This is a genomic window from Halomonas sp. ND22Bw (assembly GCF_003011945.1).
GTDB lineage: Bacteria > Pseudomonadota > Gammaproteobacteria > Pseudomonadales > Halomonadaceae > Halomonas > Halomonas halophila.
In genome coordinates, this window is record NZ_PXWD01000015.1 from 37465 (window position 1) to 53188 (window position 15724).

At 69.0% G+C, this 15724-nt stretch carries 16 protein-coding genes; 10 read left to right on the top strand and 6 right to left on the bottom strand.

Annotation, left to right across the window (positions count from 1 at the left end; all coding sequences use genetic code 11):
- The first annotated feature begins 96 nt into the window (after window positions 1-96).
- The 3 genes from CVH10_RS15250 (at window position 97) to CVH10_RS15260 (ending at window position 2555) form a co-directional block, all read left to right on the top strand.
- A complete protein-coding gene (locus CVH10_RS15250; RefSeq protein ID WP_106489141.1) occupies window positions 97-858 on the top strand; it encodes an SDR family oxidoreductase in 762 nt (253 codons plus the stop codon).
- Window positions 859-958: 100 nt separating this feature from the next.
- Window positions 959-1309 (top strand): cyclophilin-like fold protein, encoded by a 351-nt coding sequence (locus CVH10_RS15255; protein ID WP_106489164.1) that lies wholly within the window; start codon window positions 959-961, stop codon window positions 1307-1309.
- 154 nt (window positions 1310-1463) lie between these two features.
- A complete protein-coding gene (locus CVH10_RS15260; protein ID WP_219924712.1) occupies window positions 1464-2555 on the top strand; it encodes an MBL fold metallo-hydrolase in 1092 nt (363 codons plus the stop codon).
- 9 nt (window positions 2556-2564) lie between these two features.
- Here CVH10_RS15260 and CVH10_RS26540 read toward each other — a convergent pair whose 3' ends face one another.
- From CVH10_RS26540 to CVH10_RS15275, 4 genes are all read right to left on the bottom strand, one after another.
- Window positions 2565-2687, bottom strand: a complete 123-nt coding sequence (locus CVH10_RS26540; protein ID WP_369335820.1) for a hypothetical protein — start codon at window positions 2685-2687, stop codon at window positions 2565-2567.
- Between the two features lie 116 nt (window positions 2688-2803).
- Window positions 2804-4438, bottom strand: a complete 1635-nt coding sequence (locus tag CVH10_RS15265) for a methyl-accepting chemotaxis protein (protein ID WP_106489143.1) — start codon at window positions 4436-4438, stop codon at window positions 2804-2806.
- Window positions 4439-4614: 176 nt separating this feature from the next.
- Entirely contained in the window at window positions 4615-5748 is a 1134-nt protein-coding gene (locus CVH10_RS15270; RefSeq protein ID WP_369335821.1) for an ABC transporter substrate-binding protein, read from the bottom strand.
- The gene (locus CVH10_RS15275; RefSeq protein ID WP_369335822.1) at window positions 5738-7528 is read right to left on the bottom strand and encodes a chloride channel protein; all 1791 of its coding nucleotides are present in this window, start codon (window positions 7526-7528) and stop codon (window positions 5738-5740) included. The genes CVH10_RS15270 and CVH10_RS15275 overlap by 11 nt, the downstream gene beginning before the upstream one ends.
- A 96-nt stretch (window positions 7529-7624) precedes the next feature.
- On the opposite strand from CVH10_RS15275, the gene CVH10_RS15280 reads away from it, so the two are divergent.
- Complete coding sequence (locus CVH10_RS15280; protein ID WP_106489146.1) at window positions 7625-8053, top strand: GFA family protein; 429 nt, start codon at window positions 7625-7627, stop codon at window positions 8051-8053.
- Between the two features lie 107 nt (window positions 8054-8160).
- Here CVH10_RS15280 and CVH10_RS15285 read toward each other — a convergent pair whose 3' ends face one another.
- Both CVH10_RS15285 and CVH10_RS15290 read right to left on the bottom strand, forming a co-directional pair.
- On the bottom strand, window positions 8161-9369 hold the full coding sequence (locus tag CVH10_RS15285; RefSeq protein WP_106489147.1) for an ammonium transporter: 1209 nt from the start codon (window positions 9367-9369) through the stop codon (window positions 8161-8163).
- A gap of 405 nt (window positions 9370-9774) precedes the next feature.
- Window positions 9775-11172, bottom strand: coding sequence for a PLP-dependent aminotransferase family protein (locus CVH10_RS15290; protein WP_106489148.1), 1398 nt, complete (start codon window positions 11170-11172; stop codon window positions 9775-9777).
- A 100-nt stretch (window positions 11173-11272) separates the two neighbouring features.
- On the opposite strand from CVH10_RS15290, the gene CVH10_RS15295 reads away from it, so the two are divergent.
- The 6 genes from CVH10_RS15295 (at window position 11273) to CVH10_RS15320 (ending at window position 15723) form a co-directional block, all read left to right on the top strand.
- Window positions 11273-11872, top strand: a complete 600-nt coding sequence (locus CVH10_RS15295) for a LysE family translocator (RefSeq protein ID WP_181244421.1) — start codon at window positions 11273-11275, stop codon at window positions 11870-11872.
- A 46-nt stretch (window positions 11873-11918) separates the two neighbouring features.
- The gene (locus CVH10_RS15300; protein WP_106489165.1) at window positions 11919-12764 is read left to right on the top strand and encodes a PhzF family phenazine biosynthesis protein; all 846 of its coding nucleotides are present in this window, start codon (window positions 11919-11921) and stop codon (window positions 12762-12764) included.
- 82 nt (window positions 12765-12846) lie between these two features.
- Complete coding sequence (locus CVH10_RS15305; RefSeq protein WP_106489149.1) at window positions 12847-14079, top strand: RNA polymerase sigma factor; 1233 nt, start codon at window positions 12847-12849, stop codon at window positions 14077-14079.
- Window positions 14080-14164: 85 nt separating this feature from the next.
- On the top strand, window positions 14165-14980 hold the full coding sequence (locus CVH10_RS15310) for a YciI family protein (RefSeq protein WP_106489150.1): 816 nt from the start codon (window positions 14165-14167) through the stop codon (window positions 14978-14980).
- 15 nt (window positions 14981-14995) lie between these two features.
- The gene (locus CVH10_RS15315; protein WP_035595674.1) at window positions 14996-15373 is read left to right on the top strand and encodes a YciI family protein; all 378 of its coding nucleotides are present in this window, start codon (window positions 14996-14998) and stop codon (window positions 15371-15373) included.
- Entirely contained in the window at window positions 15370-15723 is a 354-nt protein-coding gene (locus CVH10_RS15320; protein WP_035595672.1) for a DUF1428 domain-containing protein, read from the top strand. Before CVH10_RS15315 ends, CVH10_RS15320 begins: the two co-directional genes overlap by 4 nt.
- Window position 15724: the final 1 nt, after the last annotated feature.

Below are 15724 nucleotides of genomic sequence, written 5' to 3' on the forward strand. Positions count from 1 at the left end.
AGTCATTAGTGCTTTCGGATTGGGCGGGCTAATCGTCGGCGCCGGCCCGGCGTAGCATGACGTTATTCATCCACGCTTCACCTCGGGAGAACAGACATGAGTCATGATTTCACGGGCAAGGTCGCCCTCGTCACCGGCGCCGCCTCCGGCATGGGGCTGGCGACGGCCAAAGCCTTCGCAGCGGCCGGCGCGGCGGTCGGGATGGCCGATATCGACGGCGATGCCGTCCAGGCCGCCGCCGATGAGCTCGCGGCCAGCGGCGCCCGGACCCTGGCCATCACCTGCGACGTGACCGACGAGGCCTCGGTGAAGGCCATGGTCGAGCGCACGGTCGAGACCTTCGGCGCGCTGGATGCCGCGTTCAACAACGCCGGCGTGCAGTCGATCGCCACCGAGACCGCGGATCTCGAGAGCGACGAGTTCGACCGGGTCAACGGCATCAACCTGCGCGGCGTGTGGCTGTGCATGAAGTACGAGCTGCGCCAGATGCGCGAGCAGGGCAGCGGCGCCATCGTCAACTGCTCCTCGCTCGGCGGCTTCGTCGGCGTGCCGGGCCGCGGCGCCTATCACGCCGCCAAGCACGGCGTGCACGGCCTGACCAAGACCGCGGCGCTCGAGTATGCCGATCAGGGCATCCGCATCAACGCGGTCTGCCCCGGCATCATCGACACCCCGATGGTGGCCGGCATGAAGGAACAGGAGACCGCGGCCATGGACCTGCTGATGGAGCAGGTGCCGGCCCGCCGCCTGGGCACCGCCGAGGAAATCGCCGATCCGGTGCTGTGGCTGTGCGGCCCGGGTTCCACCTTCGTCATGGGCCATGCCCTGGCCGTCGATGGCGGCTACACGGTTCGCTGACGCCATGCGGCGCCTCGCCCTGCGGGCCGCGATGGCCGTCGTCACCCTGTCGGGCGTGGCGGCGGCCTTCGCCGACGGCGCCTCGCCAACGGAGACTCGCATGAAGATACGACTCGTGGTGGAAGGCCAGACCCTGGCCGCCACTCTGAACGACACGCCGGCCGGCAGTGCCTTCGCGGACATGCTGCCGCTGGAGCTGAACCTCCAGGACTATCACGCCATCGAGAAGATCGCCGACCTGCCCGGCACGCTGCCGACCGAGGGCGAGCCGGAGGGCATCGATCCCGAGGTGGGGGACATCACCCTCTACGCGCCCTGGGGCAACCTGGCGATCTTCTATCGCGACTTCGGCTACGCCCGCGGCCTGGTGCGTCTGGGCCGGATCGAGGGCAGCACCGCGGCGCTCGACGCCAAGGGGCCATTGGCGACGCGCATCGAGATGGCCGAGTAAGCATTCGGGCGCGGCGTATCGAGAGGGCCGGCGGGGAAACCCGGCGGCCCTTTTTTGTATCGGGCAAATTCGGATCGGGCGAATGCGAGTCGGGCGATTGATTCATCGGAAACGACAGGGTGGTCATGTCATGGCAGGACAGGGGAGAAAACGAATGTGGTGGCTATTGATCGTGCCGGGGGTGGTGGTGGCGGGCCTCTGGGCCTATCTGCAGCACCCCAAGTTCGGCACGCTGCCGTCGTGCGAGCATCTGGCGACGTTGGAGGCCTCCGATCACTACGGCGAGGAGGGGTTCCACAACCGGGTCGAGACCCCGATGTTCGCCGAGGAGGCGTCGATGGCGTCCGTGCTGATCGGCAACCTGAGTGACAAGAGCGAGCGGCTGCGGCCCGAGCGGGCGATTCCCGCCCTCGACACCGATCTGCGTGCGCTGGACGTCGACGAGGACATCGTGGTCTGGCTGGGGCACTCCTCCTACTACGCGCAGCTCGGCGGCAAGCGTTTCCTGATAGATCCCGTCTTCAGCGACAGCGCCGCGCCGGTGCCCTTCGTCAACCGGGCCTTCGCCGGTACCAACGGCTACGGCGCCGAGGACATGCCGCCCATCGACGTGCTGCTGATCACCCACGACCACTGGGATCATCTCGACTACCCCAGCGTGATGGCGCTGAAGGGCCGGGTGGATCGCGTGATCACCGGGCTCGGCGTGGGCGCCTACTTCGAGGGCTGGGGCTTCGATTTCGATCGCATCTCGGAGGGCAACTGGTTCGATGCCATCGCCCTGGACGGCGACACGACCCTGCATCTGATTCCGGCGCGCCACTATTCCGGCCGCCTGCTCAAGCGTGACCGGACGCTGTGGACCGGCTTCGTGCTGGAAACCCCGCGGTGTCGCCTGCTGTTCAGCGGCGACACCGGCGATGGCCCGCACTTCGAGGAGATCGCGCAGCGCTTCGACGGCTTCGATCTGGTGTCGCTCGACCACGGCCAGTACGACGCGCGCTGGCCCTACATCCACATGACGCCCGAGCAGGCGGCCGACGCCGCCGACCGGCTTGGTGCCAGGGCGCTGATCTCGGCCCATGTGGGCAAGTTCACCCTGGCGCGCCATGCCTGGGACGAGCCCATGCAGCGCATCAGTGCGGCGAGCGAGGGCCGGGACTACCGCCTGCTGACGCCCGTGATCGGCGAGCCGGTGCGCCTGTCCCGGGACGCGTCGCAGAGCTTCGAGGCCTGGTGGGAATAGGCCATGCCTTCAGTCGTCGGCGGCTGTGGACGCGGCGGAGGGCGCCGGCAGCTGACGGGTGATCTCGTCGGTGATCAGGTGAAAGCCTCGGGCGCGAGGGGCAAGGCGGATCTCGTGCTGGTCCCAGATCATGGCGGTCTCCCCTGGATGGCGAAAGGCGCTCAGCATAGGCGAGACGCCTTCGCCATGATACCCGGGGAGAGCGCCGGTCACCGCCGTGAGGCTGGCGGCGGTGACCGGCGTGGCCGTCAGGCGTTCTCGGGAACGCGGAAGCCGACCACGGCCTGGTAGAGCCCGTTGGCTTGCCCCTCGAGGGAGCCGGCGGCCCCTGCCGCCTGCTGCACCAGGGCGGCGTTCTGCTGAGTGACCTGATCCATCTGGGTCACCGCTTGGTTGACCTGCTCGATGCCCGCCGACTGTTCCTGAGAGGCGGCGGAGATCTCGGCCATCAGGTCGTTGACGCGCTGTGCGCTGGTGCGGATCTCGCCCATCGCGCGGTCGGCCTGGTCGACCAGTTCGGCGCCGTCGTTGACGTGGCCCACCGAGCCTTCGATCAGCGTCTTGATCTCGCTGGCCGCCTCGGCGCTGCGGCTGGCGAGATTGCGCACCTCGCTGGCCACCACCGCGAAACCGCGGCCCTGTTCGCCGGCACGGGCGGCCTCCACGGAGGCGTTGAGGGCCAGCAGGTTGGTCTGGAAGGCGATGTCGTCGATCATCGAGATGATGTCGGCCACCTTGCGCGAGCTGTCGCGGATCTCTCCCATGGTGATGACCACGCGGCCGATCACGTCCTGACCCTTTTCCACCGAGTTGGTGGTCTCCTCCGAGAGGGTATTGGCTTGGGTGGCGTTGTCGGCGTTCTGGCGCACGGTGGCGGTCAGCTCCTCCATGCTGGAGGCGGTTTCCGCCAGCGAGGCGGCCTGCTGCTCGGTGCGCGATGACAGGTCGTTGTTGCCGCTGGCGATCTCGCTGGCGCCCTGGTCGATGGCTTCCCCGGCCTGGCGGATGCGGGTGATCGTGGCGGCGAGCTCGAGTCGCATGCGCTCGATGGCGTACATCAGGCTGTGGCGGTCGTCATCGCGCAGGGGAGTGGCGTGCGTCAGGTCGCCCTCGGCGATGCGCTCCACGACGCGCTCGGCCTCGCTCGGCTCGCCGCCCAGGGTGCGATACACGCTGCGGATGACCACCAGGAAGGCGGCGGTCAGGAAGCCGCCGGCAATCAGCAGCACCAGGGCATACTGGCCCAGCTTGCCGAGGAAAGCCGCCTGGATGTCGTGGGTGTAGACGCCGGCGGCGATGTTCCAGCCCCAGGGCGCGAAGCGCTCGACGTAGCTCAGCTTGGGAAACAGCGCATCGCTGCTGGCATCGCGTGAGGCGTAGGGCAGGTAGCCGCCGCCGTCGCGGGCGAGCGCTGCCAGCTCGCGGTACACCCCGACCCCGTTGGGGTCCTCGTAGGACGACATGTCCGTACCCGGGTCACGGCGAGGGTGATAGATCAGGCGCGAATCCGCGTCGAAGACGAAGACGTAGTTGTCCCGGGCGTCGCCGAAGCGGATCGCGTCCAGCGCTGCGTAGGCCCGGGTCTTCGCCTCATCCTCGCTCAGCTCGCCGGTCTCGACCCGTGTCGCGTAGCCTTCGAGCAGGGTGTCCACCATGCCGATGGTGTTGGAAAGGGAATGCTGGCGTTCCTCGAACATCGTGGCCCGGCTTTGCCAGGCCATGCTGATCACGATGCCGATCATCACCAGCCACATCAGTCCCAGCGTCAGCCACAGCTTGCGCTTGAGGGGCCATGGCCGGCGCGCCTGGGGAGTGCGGGCGCCCTGCGATACGGCGGGGGCCTGGCTCGCGTCGAGGCGAGCGCTTGTCGTCAGACTCGTCATGGAGCTTTCTAATCCTGCGATAATCATTGATAGGAAGAGGGGCGGTTATTGGACGTGTTATGACCAGGCATTATCGGCCTCGGCCCGCCGGGCTTTAGCGCGGCCAGTCGTTTGCCCCGTCGCGGGGAAAGCCCAGGCCGTCGTGATTGACGCGGCGTTCGTGCCCTCGGAGTGTGCTAGTCCTCCGTGGGCGGCTCGGCCGGCAGCGCCGCGCGGAAGAGCTCGCCGATGCGCGTCCGGGTCCTGGCGTACCAGGCTTCGTCCTTGATCACCGCGCCGCCGGCGTTGAGCGGATGGGTGGGCAGGTGCAAGCGCATGTCGACGCCGCTGTCGGCATGGGTGGTGACCCCCTGCATGGCGCTGTGGCGTGACGGCCCGTAGGGAATGTAGCGCGTCAGCGCCGCCTGGCGCTTGCTGGCGGTGGCGAAGCGGATGAAGCGGCGTGCCGCCTCGGCGTGTGGGGCGTGGCGAGGAATCGCCCACACCTCGTGCTCCTGGACCTGGCCGTCCCAGAGGATGGCGATCGGCGCGTCGCGATGGGCCATGGCGTCGAAGAAGCGCCCGTTGTAACCAGACGCCATGGTTACCTCGCCGTCGAGCAGCAGCTCGACCGGCGTGCTGCCGGTCTCCCACCAGCGCAGGTCCTCGAGCCCCGCCAGCCGGGCGAAGGCCAGCGACAGGCCGCGGCGGGTGCTGAGTAGCCGGTACATCTCCTCGCGGGGCACGCCGTAGGACAGCAGGGCCCATTCGAGATTGACCGAGGGCGTACGCTGCAGCGCCCGAGGGCCGGGGAAACGATCTTGGTCGAACAGGTCGGCGATCTCGGTGGGGCGCCGGCCGGGGAAGGCGTCGGTGCGGTAGGCGACCACGGTGGCGAACACCGAGTGGGTCAGGCTGCAGTCGCCAAAGGCGCCGTCGATGAAGTCGCGCTCGGCGGGCGTGCCGTCCGGCGCCGGGGCGGCGAGATCGGCCGGCAGGGGTTCAAGCAGCCCCGCCTCGCAGGCCGCCATGGCCTCGCTGCGGGTCATGTCGATGACGTCCCAGGGCACGTCCCGCTCGGCCACCGCGCGGCGCAGCGCCTCCAGCCCGCCGTCGTAGCGTTCCACCGCGACCGGGATGCCGGTGGCCTCGGTGAAGGGGGCGAACAGCGCGCGCCGCTGGGCGCGCTCGTAGGCGCCGCCCCAGCTCAGCACCGTCAGCGGCCCGGTGCCGGTCGCAGGGCTCGTCTGGCCTGTCTGACCCGGCGCCATGCCGCCTGCGGCGAGACCGGACAGCAGCGCCATCACGGCCAGTATTCGCCTAGCCCGCACCGTGCTCCTCCTTTCGTAGCTCGTCGCTGTAGCGCAGGAAGGCCCGGGCGATGCTCGACTCATAGACCACGCCGTGGAAGACGTCGTCCTCGTCGACCACGGCGATGGCCTCGCCGGTCATCTCCTGCAGCTGGCGCATGGCGGCCCAGATCGAGGCCTCGGGCCCCAGCACCGGGCGCGGCGTGGCCGTGCAGTCGGCGATGGGGGCGTCGCCCCGGTCCTGCTCGCGCATCACCTCCAGGTCGGCCAGGGTCAGGCTGCCGCGGTAGCGGCCGTCGGCGTCGACCCGATAGGCCTCGCCGTGGCCCGCCTGGCCCAGCGCGTGGATGGCCTCGGAAACCGTGGTCTCTGGGCGCAGCGTCACGCCCTCCTGGCTGAGCAGGTCGCCCAGTCGGGCGTCCTCCAGCACCGCCCGGCCGCGGCCCGAGGACAGGTCCAGCCCCCGGACCACCAGCTGGATGTCGAACAGCGAGCGGCCGAACAGCTGGGCGGCGATGGGGCTGGCCAGGGTCACGCTGGCCAGCGCCGCGGTGGTCAGCGCGTAGCTGCCGGTGAGCTCGAAGACGATCAGCAGGCTGGTCAGCGGCGCGCCGATCACCGGGGCGGTGACCGCCACCATGCCGCAGATGGCGTAGAAGACGAAGGTGTCCTGGGCGGCTCCGGCCAGGCCCACCAGCGTGCCGCACAGCGCCCCGAACAGGGTGCCGATCACCAGCGCCGGGCTGAACACCCCGCCGCTGAAGCCCATCCCCAGGCACAGCGCCGTGGCGGCCAGCTTGAGCCCCATCACCACCGCGAGCTCCACGCTGCCGAAGGCGCCGGCGATGGTGGCGAAGCGCAGCGTCTCCTGGCCCATGCCGAGAATGTCGGGCACCCACAGCGCGGTCACGCCGAGCCCGGCGCCGGCCAGCGCCGGGCGCAGCGGGGCGGCCAGCGGCAGGCGCCGGGCCAGCCGGCCGACGCCGAGGATGGCGTGCATGTAAGCCCCGGCCACCAGCGCACCGAGTCCGCCGATGACGAGAAACACGCCGAACTCCCAGGGGCGGGGGATGGCGAGCTGTTCGACGTGGAAGAGCGCACCGCGGTCGAGCACCTCGGCGGCGATCACATGGCCGACCAGCGCGGCGGCCGCTACCGGGGCGAAGGCGCGCAGGGCGTAGTGGCGCAGTACCACCTCGTGGGCGAAGACGATGCCGGCCAGCGGGGCGTTGAAGGCGGTGGCAATGGCCGCGGCCACGCCGCAGGCGATGGTGATGTTGTCCTCGGAGCGGCCCAGCCGCAGCAGGCGGGCGCCCGCCGAGCCGAGGCTGGCACCCATGTGCACCAGCGGCCCGTACTGGCCCACGGAGGCACCGGCGCCCAGCGACACCAGCCCGGACAGCGCGGACAGCGCCCCGGCGCGTGGCGGCAGGCGACCGCGGCGGGTCTGCACGGCGGCGATGGCGTCAGCGGGCGTATGGGGACGGCCCTCGGGAATGGCGCGATGCAGCTGGCCGACGATCAGCCCGCCCAGCGTCGGCACCAGCACCGTGGCCACGGCCAGCCACTCGGGGTGGGCGAACATCATGCGCCCGCGCGGTGACACCAGCAGCAGGTCATTGAGCCACACCACGGCGCCGACGAAGCCCACGGCGGCCAGCGCCGCCAGGCCGCCGGTCACGCCGCCCAGCGCCACCAGCCCCAGGAAACGCAGCACGCCCCGCGCGCCGCGGCCCTCGACTTTCCCTGTATCCGGTCGGGTCATGTTCAAGGTGTAGGCGCTGGGGCGTGGATGGTCCACTCGCGGGCGCGTTCTGTAAGGGTGTTGTGATGAGGACGAGACCGGCGGCGCACTACACTGAAAGTGTCAGGTCAGGCGTTCTGGGAGGGGCATGCAATGAGCGAATATCACACGGGCGGCTGCTTCTGCGGCGTCGTCCAGGTCGAGGTCGAGGGCAAGCCGGAGGCCATGGGCTATTGCCACTGCGAGTCCTGCCGGCACTGGTCGGCGGGCCCGGTCAACGCCTTCACGCTATGGAAGCCGGAGGCGGTGCGCATCACCCGGGGGGAAGACGCCCTGGAGAGCTTCGAGAAGACTCCCGCCAGCCGACGCCGCTGGTGCCGCCACTGCGGCGGGCACGTGCTGACCGAGCATCCCGGCATAGGGCTGGTCGACGTCTATACGGCGCTGCTGCCCGATCTGGACTTCACGCCTCAGCTGCACGTGCACTACCAGGAATCGGTGCTGCGCATTCCCGACGGGTTGCCGAAGATGAAGGACGTGCCGGCGGAGCTCGGCGGCTCCGGCGAGACGCTCGAGGAATAGGAGCGGCAGGCGTCGGGCCGGGAAGAGAGCGGCGCAGAACGGCTTCCACAAAAGAACGCGGGGCCCGATGGGCCCCGCGGCTTGTGCGGACAGGCGTCGGGTCCGGCTCAGTCCATCGAGGTGGCGCCGATGCGGTGAATGCTGAGGTCGGCACCGTCGAATTCCTCTTCCTCGCTCAGGCGCAGGCCGGCCACCTTGGCGATCGCGCCATAGACCACCAGGGCGCCGATCACGGCGACGGCCACGCCGGCCAGTGAGCCGATGAGCTGGGCCATCAGGCTGACGCCGCCCAGGCCGCCCAGCCACGATTGTCCGAAGATACCGGCGGCGATGCCGCCCCACACGCCGCACACCCCGTGCAGCGGCCACACGCCAAGTACGTCGTCGAGCCGCTCGACGCGGTTCTGCGCCCACTCGAAGAGCACCACGAACAGTGCGCCGGAGACGCCGCCGGTGATCAGTGCACCGATCGGGTGCATCAGGTCGGAGCCGGCGCATACCGCTACCAGGCCGGCCAGCGGGCCGTTGTGAATGAAGCCCGGGTCCTTACTGCCCAGCACCATGGCCACCAGGATGCCACCGACCATGGCCATCAGGCTGTTGACCGCCACCAGGCCGCTGATGCCGTCCAGCGTCTGGGCCGACATCACGTTGAAGCCGAACCAGCCGATGGTCAGGATCCAGGCGCCCAGCGACAGGAAGGGAATATTGGAGGGGGCGAAGGCCACCACCTTGCCGCCGCGGTAGCGGCCGCGACGGGCGCCCAGCAGCAGCAGCGCCACCAGCGCCACCCAGCCGCCGAAGGCATGCACCACGACGGAGCCCGCGAAGTCATGGAAGCCGGCGCCGAAGGTCGCGGCCAGCCAGGCCTGCAGCCCGAAGTTGCCGTTCCAGACGATGCCCTCGAAGAAGGGGTAGACCACGCCGACGATCACCGCGGCGGCGAACAGCATCGGGTAGAAGCGGGCGCGCTCGGCGATGCCGCCGGAGACGATGGCCGGGATCGCCGCGGCGAAGGTCATCAGGAAGAAGAACTTGACCAGATCGTAGCCGTGACCGGCGGTCAGCGCCTCGGCACCCTGGAAGAAGTGGGTGCCGTAGGCGATCTGGTAGCCCACGAAGAAGTAGACCAGGGCCGACACGCCGAAGTCGGTCATGATCTTGACCAGGGCGTTGACCTGGTTCTTGTGACGCACCGTGCCGACCTCGAGAAAGGCGAAGCCGGCGTGCATGGCCAGCACCATGATGGCGCCTATCAGCAGGAATAACGTGTTGGCGCTCTGGGTCAGCGACTCGACAGCACTGGTGATATCCACGGGATGATCTCTCTTGATGCATGAAGGGAACGGAATGCGCTGGAGAGATGCAAGACGTGTTCCAGAATGGCGCGTTTTTCGTGCTCACAGGAAATTCAAGGCACCGATGGGCGGCATCCTGTGGCCTATCACGAGGCCGATGCACCCAATGAGTGCTCGTTGCCGCGGCCGCTCACCCGGATGGTGCGTTCCGGCCAACGGCCGCGTTCGGCCAGGTTTGGTGCGAAAAGTCGGCGAGCGATGCCCAGGGCTAGGCCCGCTCCCGGCGGGCCAACGCACTTCCCACCTCCCTGTGGGTCGCAAGGCAAAAATCGGTGAAAAGACGGAGTTTACGCGGTGTAAATGGGGGCTTTGAGCCGATTTTTAACGCCGTATGGGCGAGCGCAGATCGTTTTCGTAAAGCACCTAGAGCGTCTGCCAGGGCGAGGTGGGTGGCTCGCTCAACAGCTCGTCGACGATGGTCAGCGCGTGTTCGAGCGTCTCACGGGTCTCGGCCGGCCCCAGGCACAGGCGGATGGCCTGAGGCGCCGGCTCGCTGCCCATGCAGAACGGCTCGGGGGTGGACACCTTGACCCCGCGGCGGGCGAGCAGCGCCTGCACCTCGCTGCTGCGGCGTCCCGCCGGCAGCGGCAGCCAGATCAGCGACGAGCCCTCGCGGCTCTGTGGCCCGTAGTCGGCCAGGCGTTCAAGGGCCAGCGTGCGGCGCGCGGCAAGTTCCTCGACCTGCCAGCGCAGCAGCTCGCGACTGTCAGGATCCTCCATCCAGCGGCAGGCCGCCTCCACCATCAGCGGCGGTACCATCCAGTTCTGGGAGCGCAGCGCCGAGCACAGCCGCTCCTGCAGCCGTTCGGGCACCGTGAGGCTGCCGATGCGCAGGCCGCCGGCCATCACCTTGGAGGTGCTGAAGACGTGCAGCGTGCGCTCCGGCGCCAGGGCGATCAGCGGCGTGCCGCGCTGCTCTTCGGGGAGGTACTGCACGGCGTCCTCGATGATCCAGATGTCGTGCTCCCGGGCCAGGGCGACCAGGCGTTCGCGTCGGGCCTCGCCGAGCCGCGCGCCGGTCGGGTTGTTGAGATCCGGCGTGGTGTAGATCAGGCGCGGCGGCTGGCGAGCGCACAGCCGGGCCAGGGCGTCCATGTCCATGCCGTCGGCGTCCATCGGCACCGCCATCGGGCGCAGGTGAGCCTGCTGGGCGGCACACACGAAGCCCGGGTAGGTGAGGGCGTCGGCGGCCACCAGGTCGCCGGGCTGGGCGATGTGATGCACCAGCAGGTGGATGCCGTGCTGGCCGCCTTGGGTGATCAGCAGCCGCTCCGGGTCGTCGGGCAGACCGAGACGGCCCTGCCAGGCGGCGATGCGCGCCCGCTGGGCCTGGCTGCCGGCCTCGGGCTGATATTCGGTGGCGGCCAGCATGGTCTCGGCCGAGGCGGTGATGCCTTCCAGTGCGCGCTTGAGCCCCTGGGCGCGCAGCGGGTGCGGAGGCGGCAGACTCATGCTGATGTCGATCACGCCGTCGCCCGCCGGCTGGCCGGCGCGGAAGAAGGGCAGGTGGTCCTCCTCGGCGGCGCGGCGCACGTAGGTGCCGCTGCCGACCCGGGATTCCACCCAGCCCTGGCGTTGGGCCTCGGCATAGGCGCGGGTGATGGTGCCGACGGTGACACCGAGACGATCGGCCAGCTGGCGCTGGGGCGGAAGCTTCTCGCCCGGAGCGAGCTCGCCGGCACCGATCGCCGCGGCCATGGCCTCGGCGATGCGGCGGTAGCGCGGGCCGCCCTGGGGCAGTTCGGGGATCCATATTGTCATGGTGACAATAAAACCTTTGACGGCGTAATTGTGCCCATTATGCTCAAAAAAGCCGGCAGAAAGGAATCAATTAACTCAAAAATGTAGGGGTACAATTTCGATGGACACTCTGGTCGCCCTGGGGCCCGCCGCCCTGTTCATGATTTCCATGACGATCACGCCGGGGCCCAACAACATGATGCTGACCGCCTCCGGGGCCAACTACGGCTACCGGCGCACCCTGCCGCACCTGCTGGGCATCATGGGCGGCTGCTTCGTGCTGTTCACGGCGGTGGCGCTGGGCCTGGGACTGGTCTTCGAGCGCTTCCCGATGGTGCAGACGGCGCTGCGCGTGGTCGGCAGCCTCTACCTGCTGTACCTGGCCTGGGGCATTGCCACCGCGCCGCCGCCCAGCTTTGGTGATACCGAGGGCCGCCCGCTGAGCTTCTGGCAGGCGGCCGCCTTCCAGTTCGCCAATCCCAAGGCCTGGGTGATGGGCCTGACGTTGATGGCGAGTTTCCTGCCCGAGGGCGGCAATACCGTGATCAACGCGCTGCTGCTGGCCGGAGTCTCCGAGCTGATCGCCTTCCCCTGCATCTCGCTGTGGGCCGGCTTCGGCATGGCCATCGGCCGCTGGCTCAAGGGACCGCGCGCCTGGCGGGCGTTCAACGGCACCATGGGCGCGCTGACCGCCGGCTGCGTGGTGTTCATTCTCGGCTGAAGGCAGGGCCTCGAGGTCCGTCATGGACACTCATTCGGAGGGCGACATGAACGCCAAACTGGTAGACGTATTCAGCGCTGAACGGCTCAGCGGCAACGGGCTGACGATCTTTCCACAGGCTGAGGGCCTGTCGACGGCTGAGATGCAGGCCCTGACCAGGGAGATGCGTCAGTTCGAGTCGATCTTCGTCTGGCGCGAGGGGGATGCCTTCGTGGCGAGGATATTCACTCTGGAGGAGGAGCTCGATTTCGCCGGACACCCGCTGCTGGGCTTGGCCTATTATCTGCACCACGCCTTCGGCGAGGGCGATCTGCACGAGTGGCGGGTGAGGTTGGGCCGGCGCACGGTCGAGCTAACCAGCGCCTGGCGAGACGGCCGCTTCACGGCGACCATGGCCCAGGGGCGGCCCGAGTTTTTGAAGACGCTGACGAACGACGAAGCCGGGGCGATCCTGGCGGCGCTGGGCTTGGAGTTTGATGGGCGACGTCGCTATCCGGCCGAGGTGGTTTCCACCGGCCTGCCCTACCTGATTCTGCCGGTGAGTGGGGGTTTGGAGCGAGTTGTCTTCCGGGTCGCAGACCTGTCGCCGCTGCTGGAGGCCCACGGGGCCAAGTTCGTCTACGTGCTCGACGTGGAGCACTTCGAGGGGCGCACCTGGGACAACGCCGGGAGGATCGAGGACGTGGCCACCGGCAGTGCCGCCGGTCCCGCGGCGGCCTATCTGCACAAGCACGGGCTCGTGCACGGCTCGACCCTGTCGATCGCCCAGGGACGCTTCACGGGACGGCCGAGCCGCATCGCCGTGCAGCTGGTCATCGAAGGCATGCAGCTGGCGGACGTGCGTGTCAGCGGTGAGGTGGTGGAAGTGGCCGATATCACCTTCGCCGATTGACGGCCTCTCGGCCTGGCGGCGGCTATGCTGGTGGCTGACGTCGAACGCGTCACTTCTCCGCGGCGCCCGGAGCCGACCAGCCATGCCGGACCATGTCTCCATCGCCTCACTCTATCGCCAGCACGCCCCGCGCGTGCTGGCGACGCTGATTCGCCACCTCGGCGATTTCGATGCCGCCGAGGAGGCGCTGCACGACGCCTTCACCGCGGCGGTGTCCCGCTGGCCGGAGGAGGGCATGCCCGACGCGCCGGTGGCCTGGCTGATTCGGGTCGGTCAACGGCGCGGCATCGACCAGATCCGGCGCCGGCAGACGGCTCGCCAGCATGCTCACCTGCTGGTGCCCGACGAGGGTGAGGCCGAGGCCGAGGGGAACCGCAATATCCAGGACGATCTGCTGCGGCTGCTGTTCATCTGCTGCCACCCCATCCTGTCCATGCCGGATCGCCTGGCGCTGACCCTGCGCGAGATGGCCGGGCTGACCACCGAGCAGGTCGCCAGCGCGCTGCTGCAGCGGCCGGCCGCGCTGGCCCAGCGCATCGTCCGCGCCAAGCGCCGGCTGCGCACCGCCGGCATTCCCTTTGACGTGCTCGAGGCCGCCGATCTGCCGGTGCGGCTTCCCGGCGTGTTGGGCGTGATCTACCTGATCTTCAACGAGGGTTATTCGCCCAGCCGCGGTGAACGAGTCGTCGACGTGCGGCTGGCCGATGAGGCGATCCGGCTCGGCGAGTCCCTGGCCGGCTTGCTGCCCCGAGGCGAGGTGTTCGGGCTGCTGGCGCTGATGCACCTCCATCATGCCCGCCGCGAGGCGCGCCAGGATGACCACGGGGAGCTGGTGCCGCTGGAGGAGCAGGATCGCCGCCGCTGGGATGTTGGGGAGATCGAGATCGGGCATGCCTGGCTGGAGCGCGCCCTGGCGCTGTCGCCTGTCGGTGCCTATACCCTGCAGGCCTCCATCGCCGCCGTGCATGCCGAGGCGCCTCGCGCCGAGGTCACCGACTGGGGACGAATCGTGCGTCTCTACGAGGCCCTGCTGCGGGTTCAGCCTTCGCCGGTGATCGAGCTGAATCGGGCGGTGGCCGTGGCCATGCGCGATTCCCCCGACGTCGGACTGGTCCTGCTCGATCGCCTGTCCCAGCGTCATCGTCTCGATCACTACCCTCTTTTCCACGCTGCCCGCGCGGACCTGCATCGGCGCGCCGGCCATCTCGAGGCGGCCCGGCAGGCCTATCGGCAAGCCCTGGCGCTTTCCCTGCAGGAGCCCGAGCGGCGCTTGCTGGCGCGTCGACTGGAGGCGCTCGTCGGCGCCGGCGATTGACGCGACGGAAAAAAATCTCGCCGGTCTGTCGATTCTCGGCGGTGCTGCACGACTCATGACTACCATCCCCCAGGAGAGTGATGTCATGCGATACATGCTGATGCGCAAGGCCGATGCCGCCACCGAGGAAGGCGTGCTGCCCAGCCAGGAACTGCTGCAGGCCATGGGAGACTACAACGAGCGCATGATCCGCGCCGGCGTCTTCGTCACCGGAGATGGCCTGCGACCCAGTCGGGAGGGCTGTCGCATCGCGTTTCGCGACGGCGAGCCGCGAGTCACCGAAGGCCCGTTCTCGGCCACCGACGAGCTGCTGGCAGGCTATACCGTGCTCGAGGTGGACTCCCTGGAAGAGGCTGTCGAGTGGGCCAGGGACTGGCCGCGGGAGGACGGCGACGTCACGCTGGAACTGCGCCGCTACTTCACCTTCCAGGACTTCGCGCCGGGAGCAGGGCTGCAGCGGCATGCTGCCCAGGCGCGCATGCCTCGGGGGCTCCAGGTCCACCTGAGCTTTCCGGGGAGCTGCCGCGAGGCCATGGCCTTCTACGCCGAGGTCACCGTTGGTCATCTGGAAGCGGCCCTGACCTACGGCGAGACGCCGGCGGCAAAGGACGTGCCGCCCGAGTGGCACGACCGTATCGCCCATGCCTCGCTCAATGTCCGCGGTCATCGCCTGATGGGGGCCGACATGCCGGGTGACGGCGACCGGCCGCCCCAGGGCGCCCAGCTGTTTCTCGACTACGACGACGTCGACCAGGCGGCTCAGGTGTTCCAGCGCCTGGCCGAGGGCGGTCAGGTGCTGATGCCGTTCGAGGCCACCTTCTGGGCCAGGGGCTTCGGCATGGTCAGCGACCGTTTCGGCGTGCAGTGGATGGTCGCCACCCCGAGCGATCAATGCCCCTGACGGGAGGAGAGGATCATGAAATACGTGGCGCTGGTGTACTACCAGGAGCGGTTGATCGAGGCCATGTCCGAGCGCGAGTGGCACGACCTCAACCAGGAATGCATCGCGGGTGTCGAGCGGCTGAGCGAGCAGGGCCACTTCGTGGCCGGCCAGGCGCTGCAGCCGACAGGCAGTGCCACCAGCGTGAGAGTGCGCGACGGCGAGGTCCTGGTCTCCGACGGCCCTTTCGCCGAGACCAAGGAGCAGCTGGCCGGCTTCTATCTGCTCGAGGCCCGTGACCTCAACGAAGCGTTGCGCCTGGCCGGGCGCATTCCTCCGGCGCGCCTGGGCACCATCGAGGTGCGCCCGGTGCGCGACTTGCCCCCGAAAGACGAGACAGGAGAGACACCATGAGCTACGTGGATGGCATCGTGGCCGCCGTGCCCACCGCCAACCGGCAGGCCTTCATCGAGCATGCGCGCAAGGCGGCGGCGGTGTTCAAGGAGCATGGGGCGCTCAAGGTGGTGGAGTGCTGGGGCGATGACGTACCGGAAGGCGAGGTGACGTCCTTCCCCATGGCGGTACAGTGCCAGCCCGACGAGAGCGTGGTCTTTTCCTGGCTGGTCTGGCCGTCGCGGGAGGTGCGCGACCAGGCCATGGCGCGGATCATGGAGGACCCGCGCCTGTCGCCTGAGGTCAATCCCATGCCCTTCGACGGCAAGCGGCTGATTCATGGCGGGTTCGCGATGGTGATCGAGGAGTAGC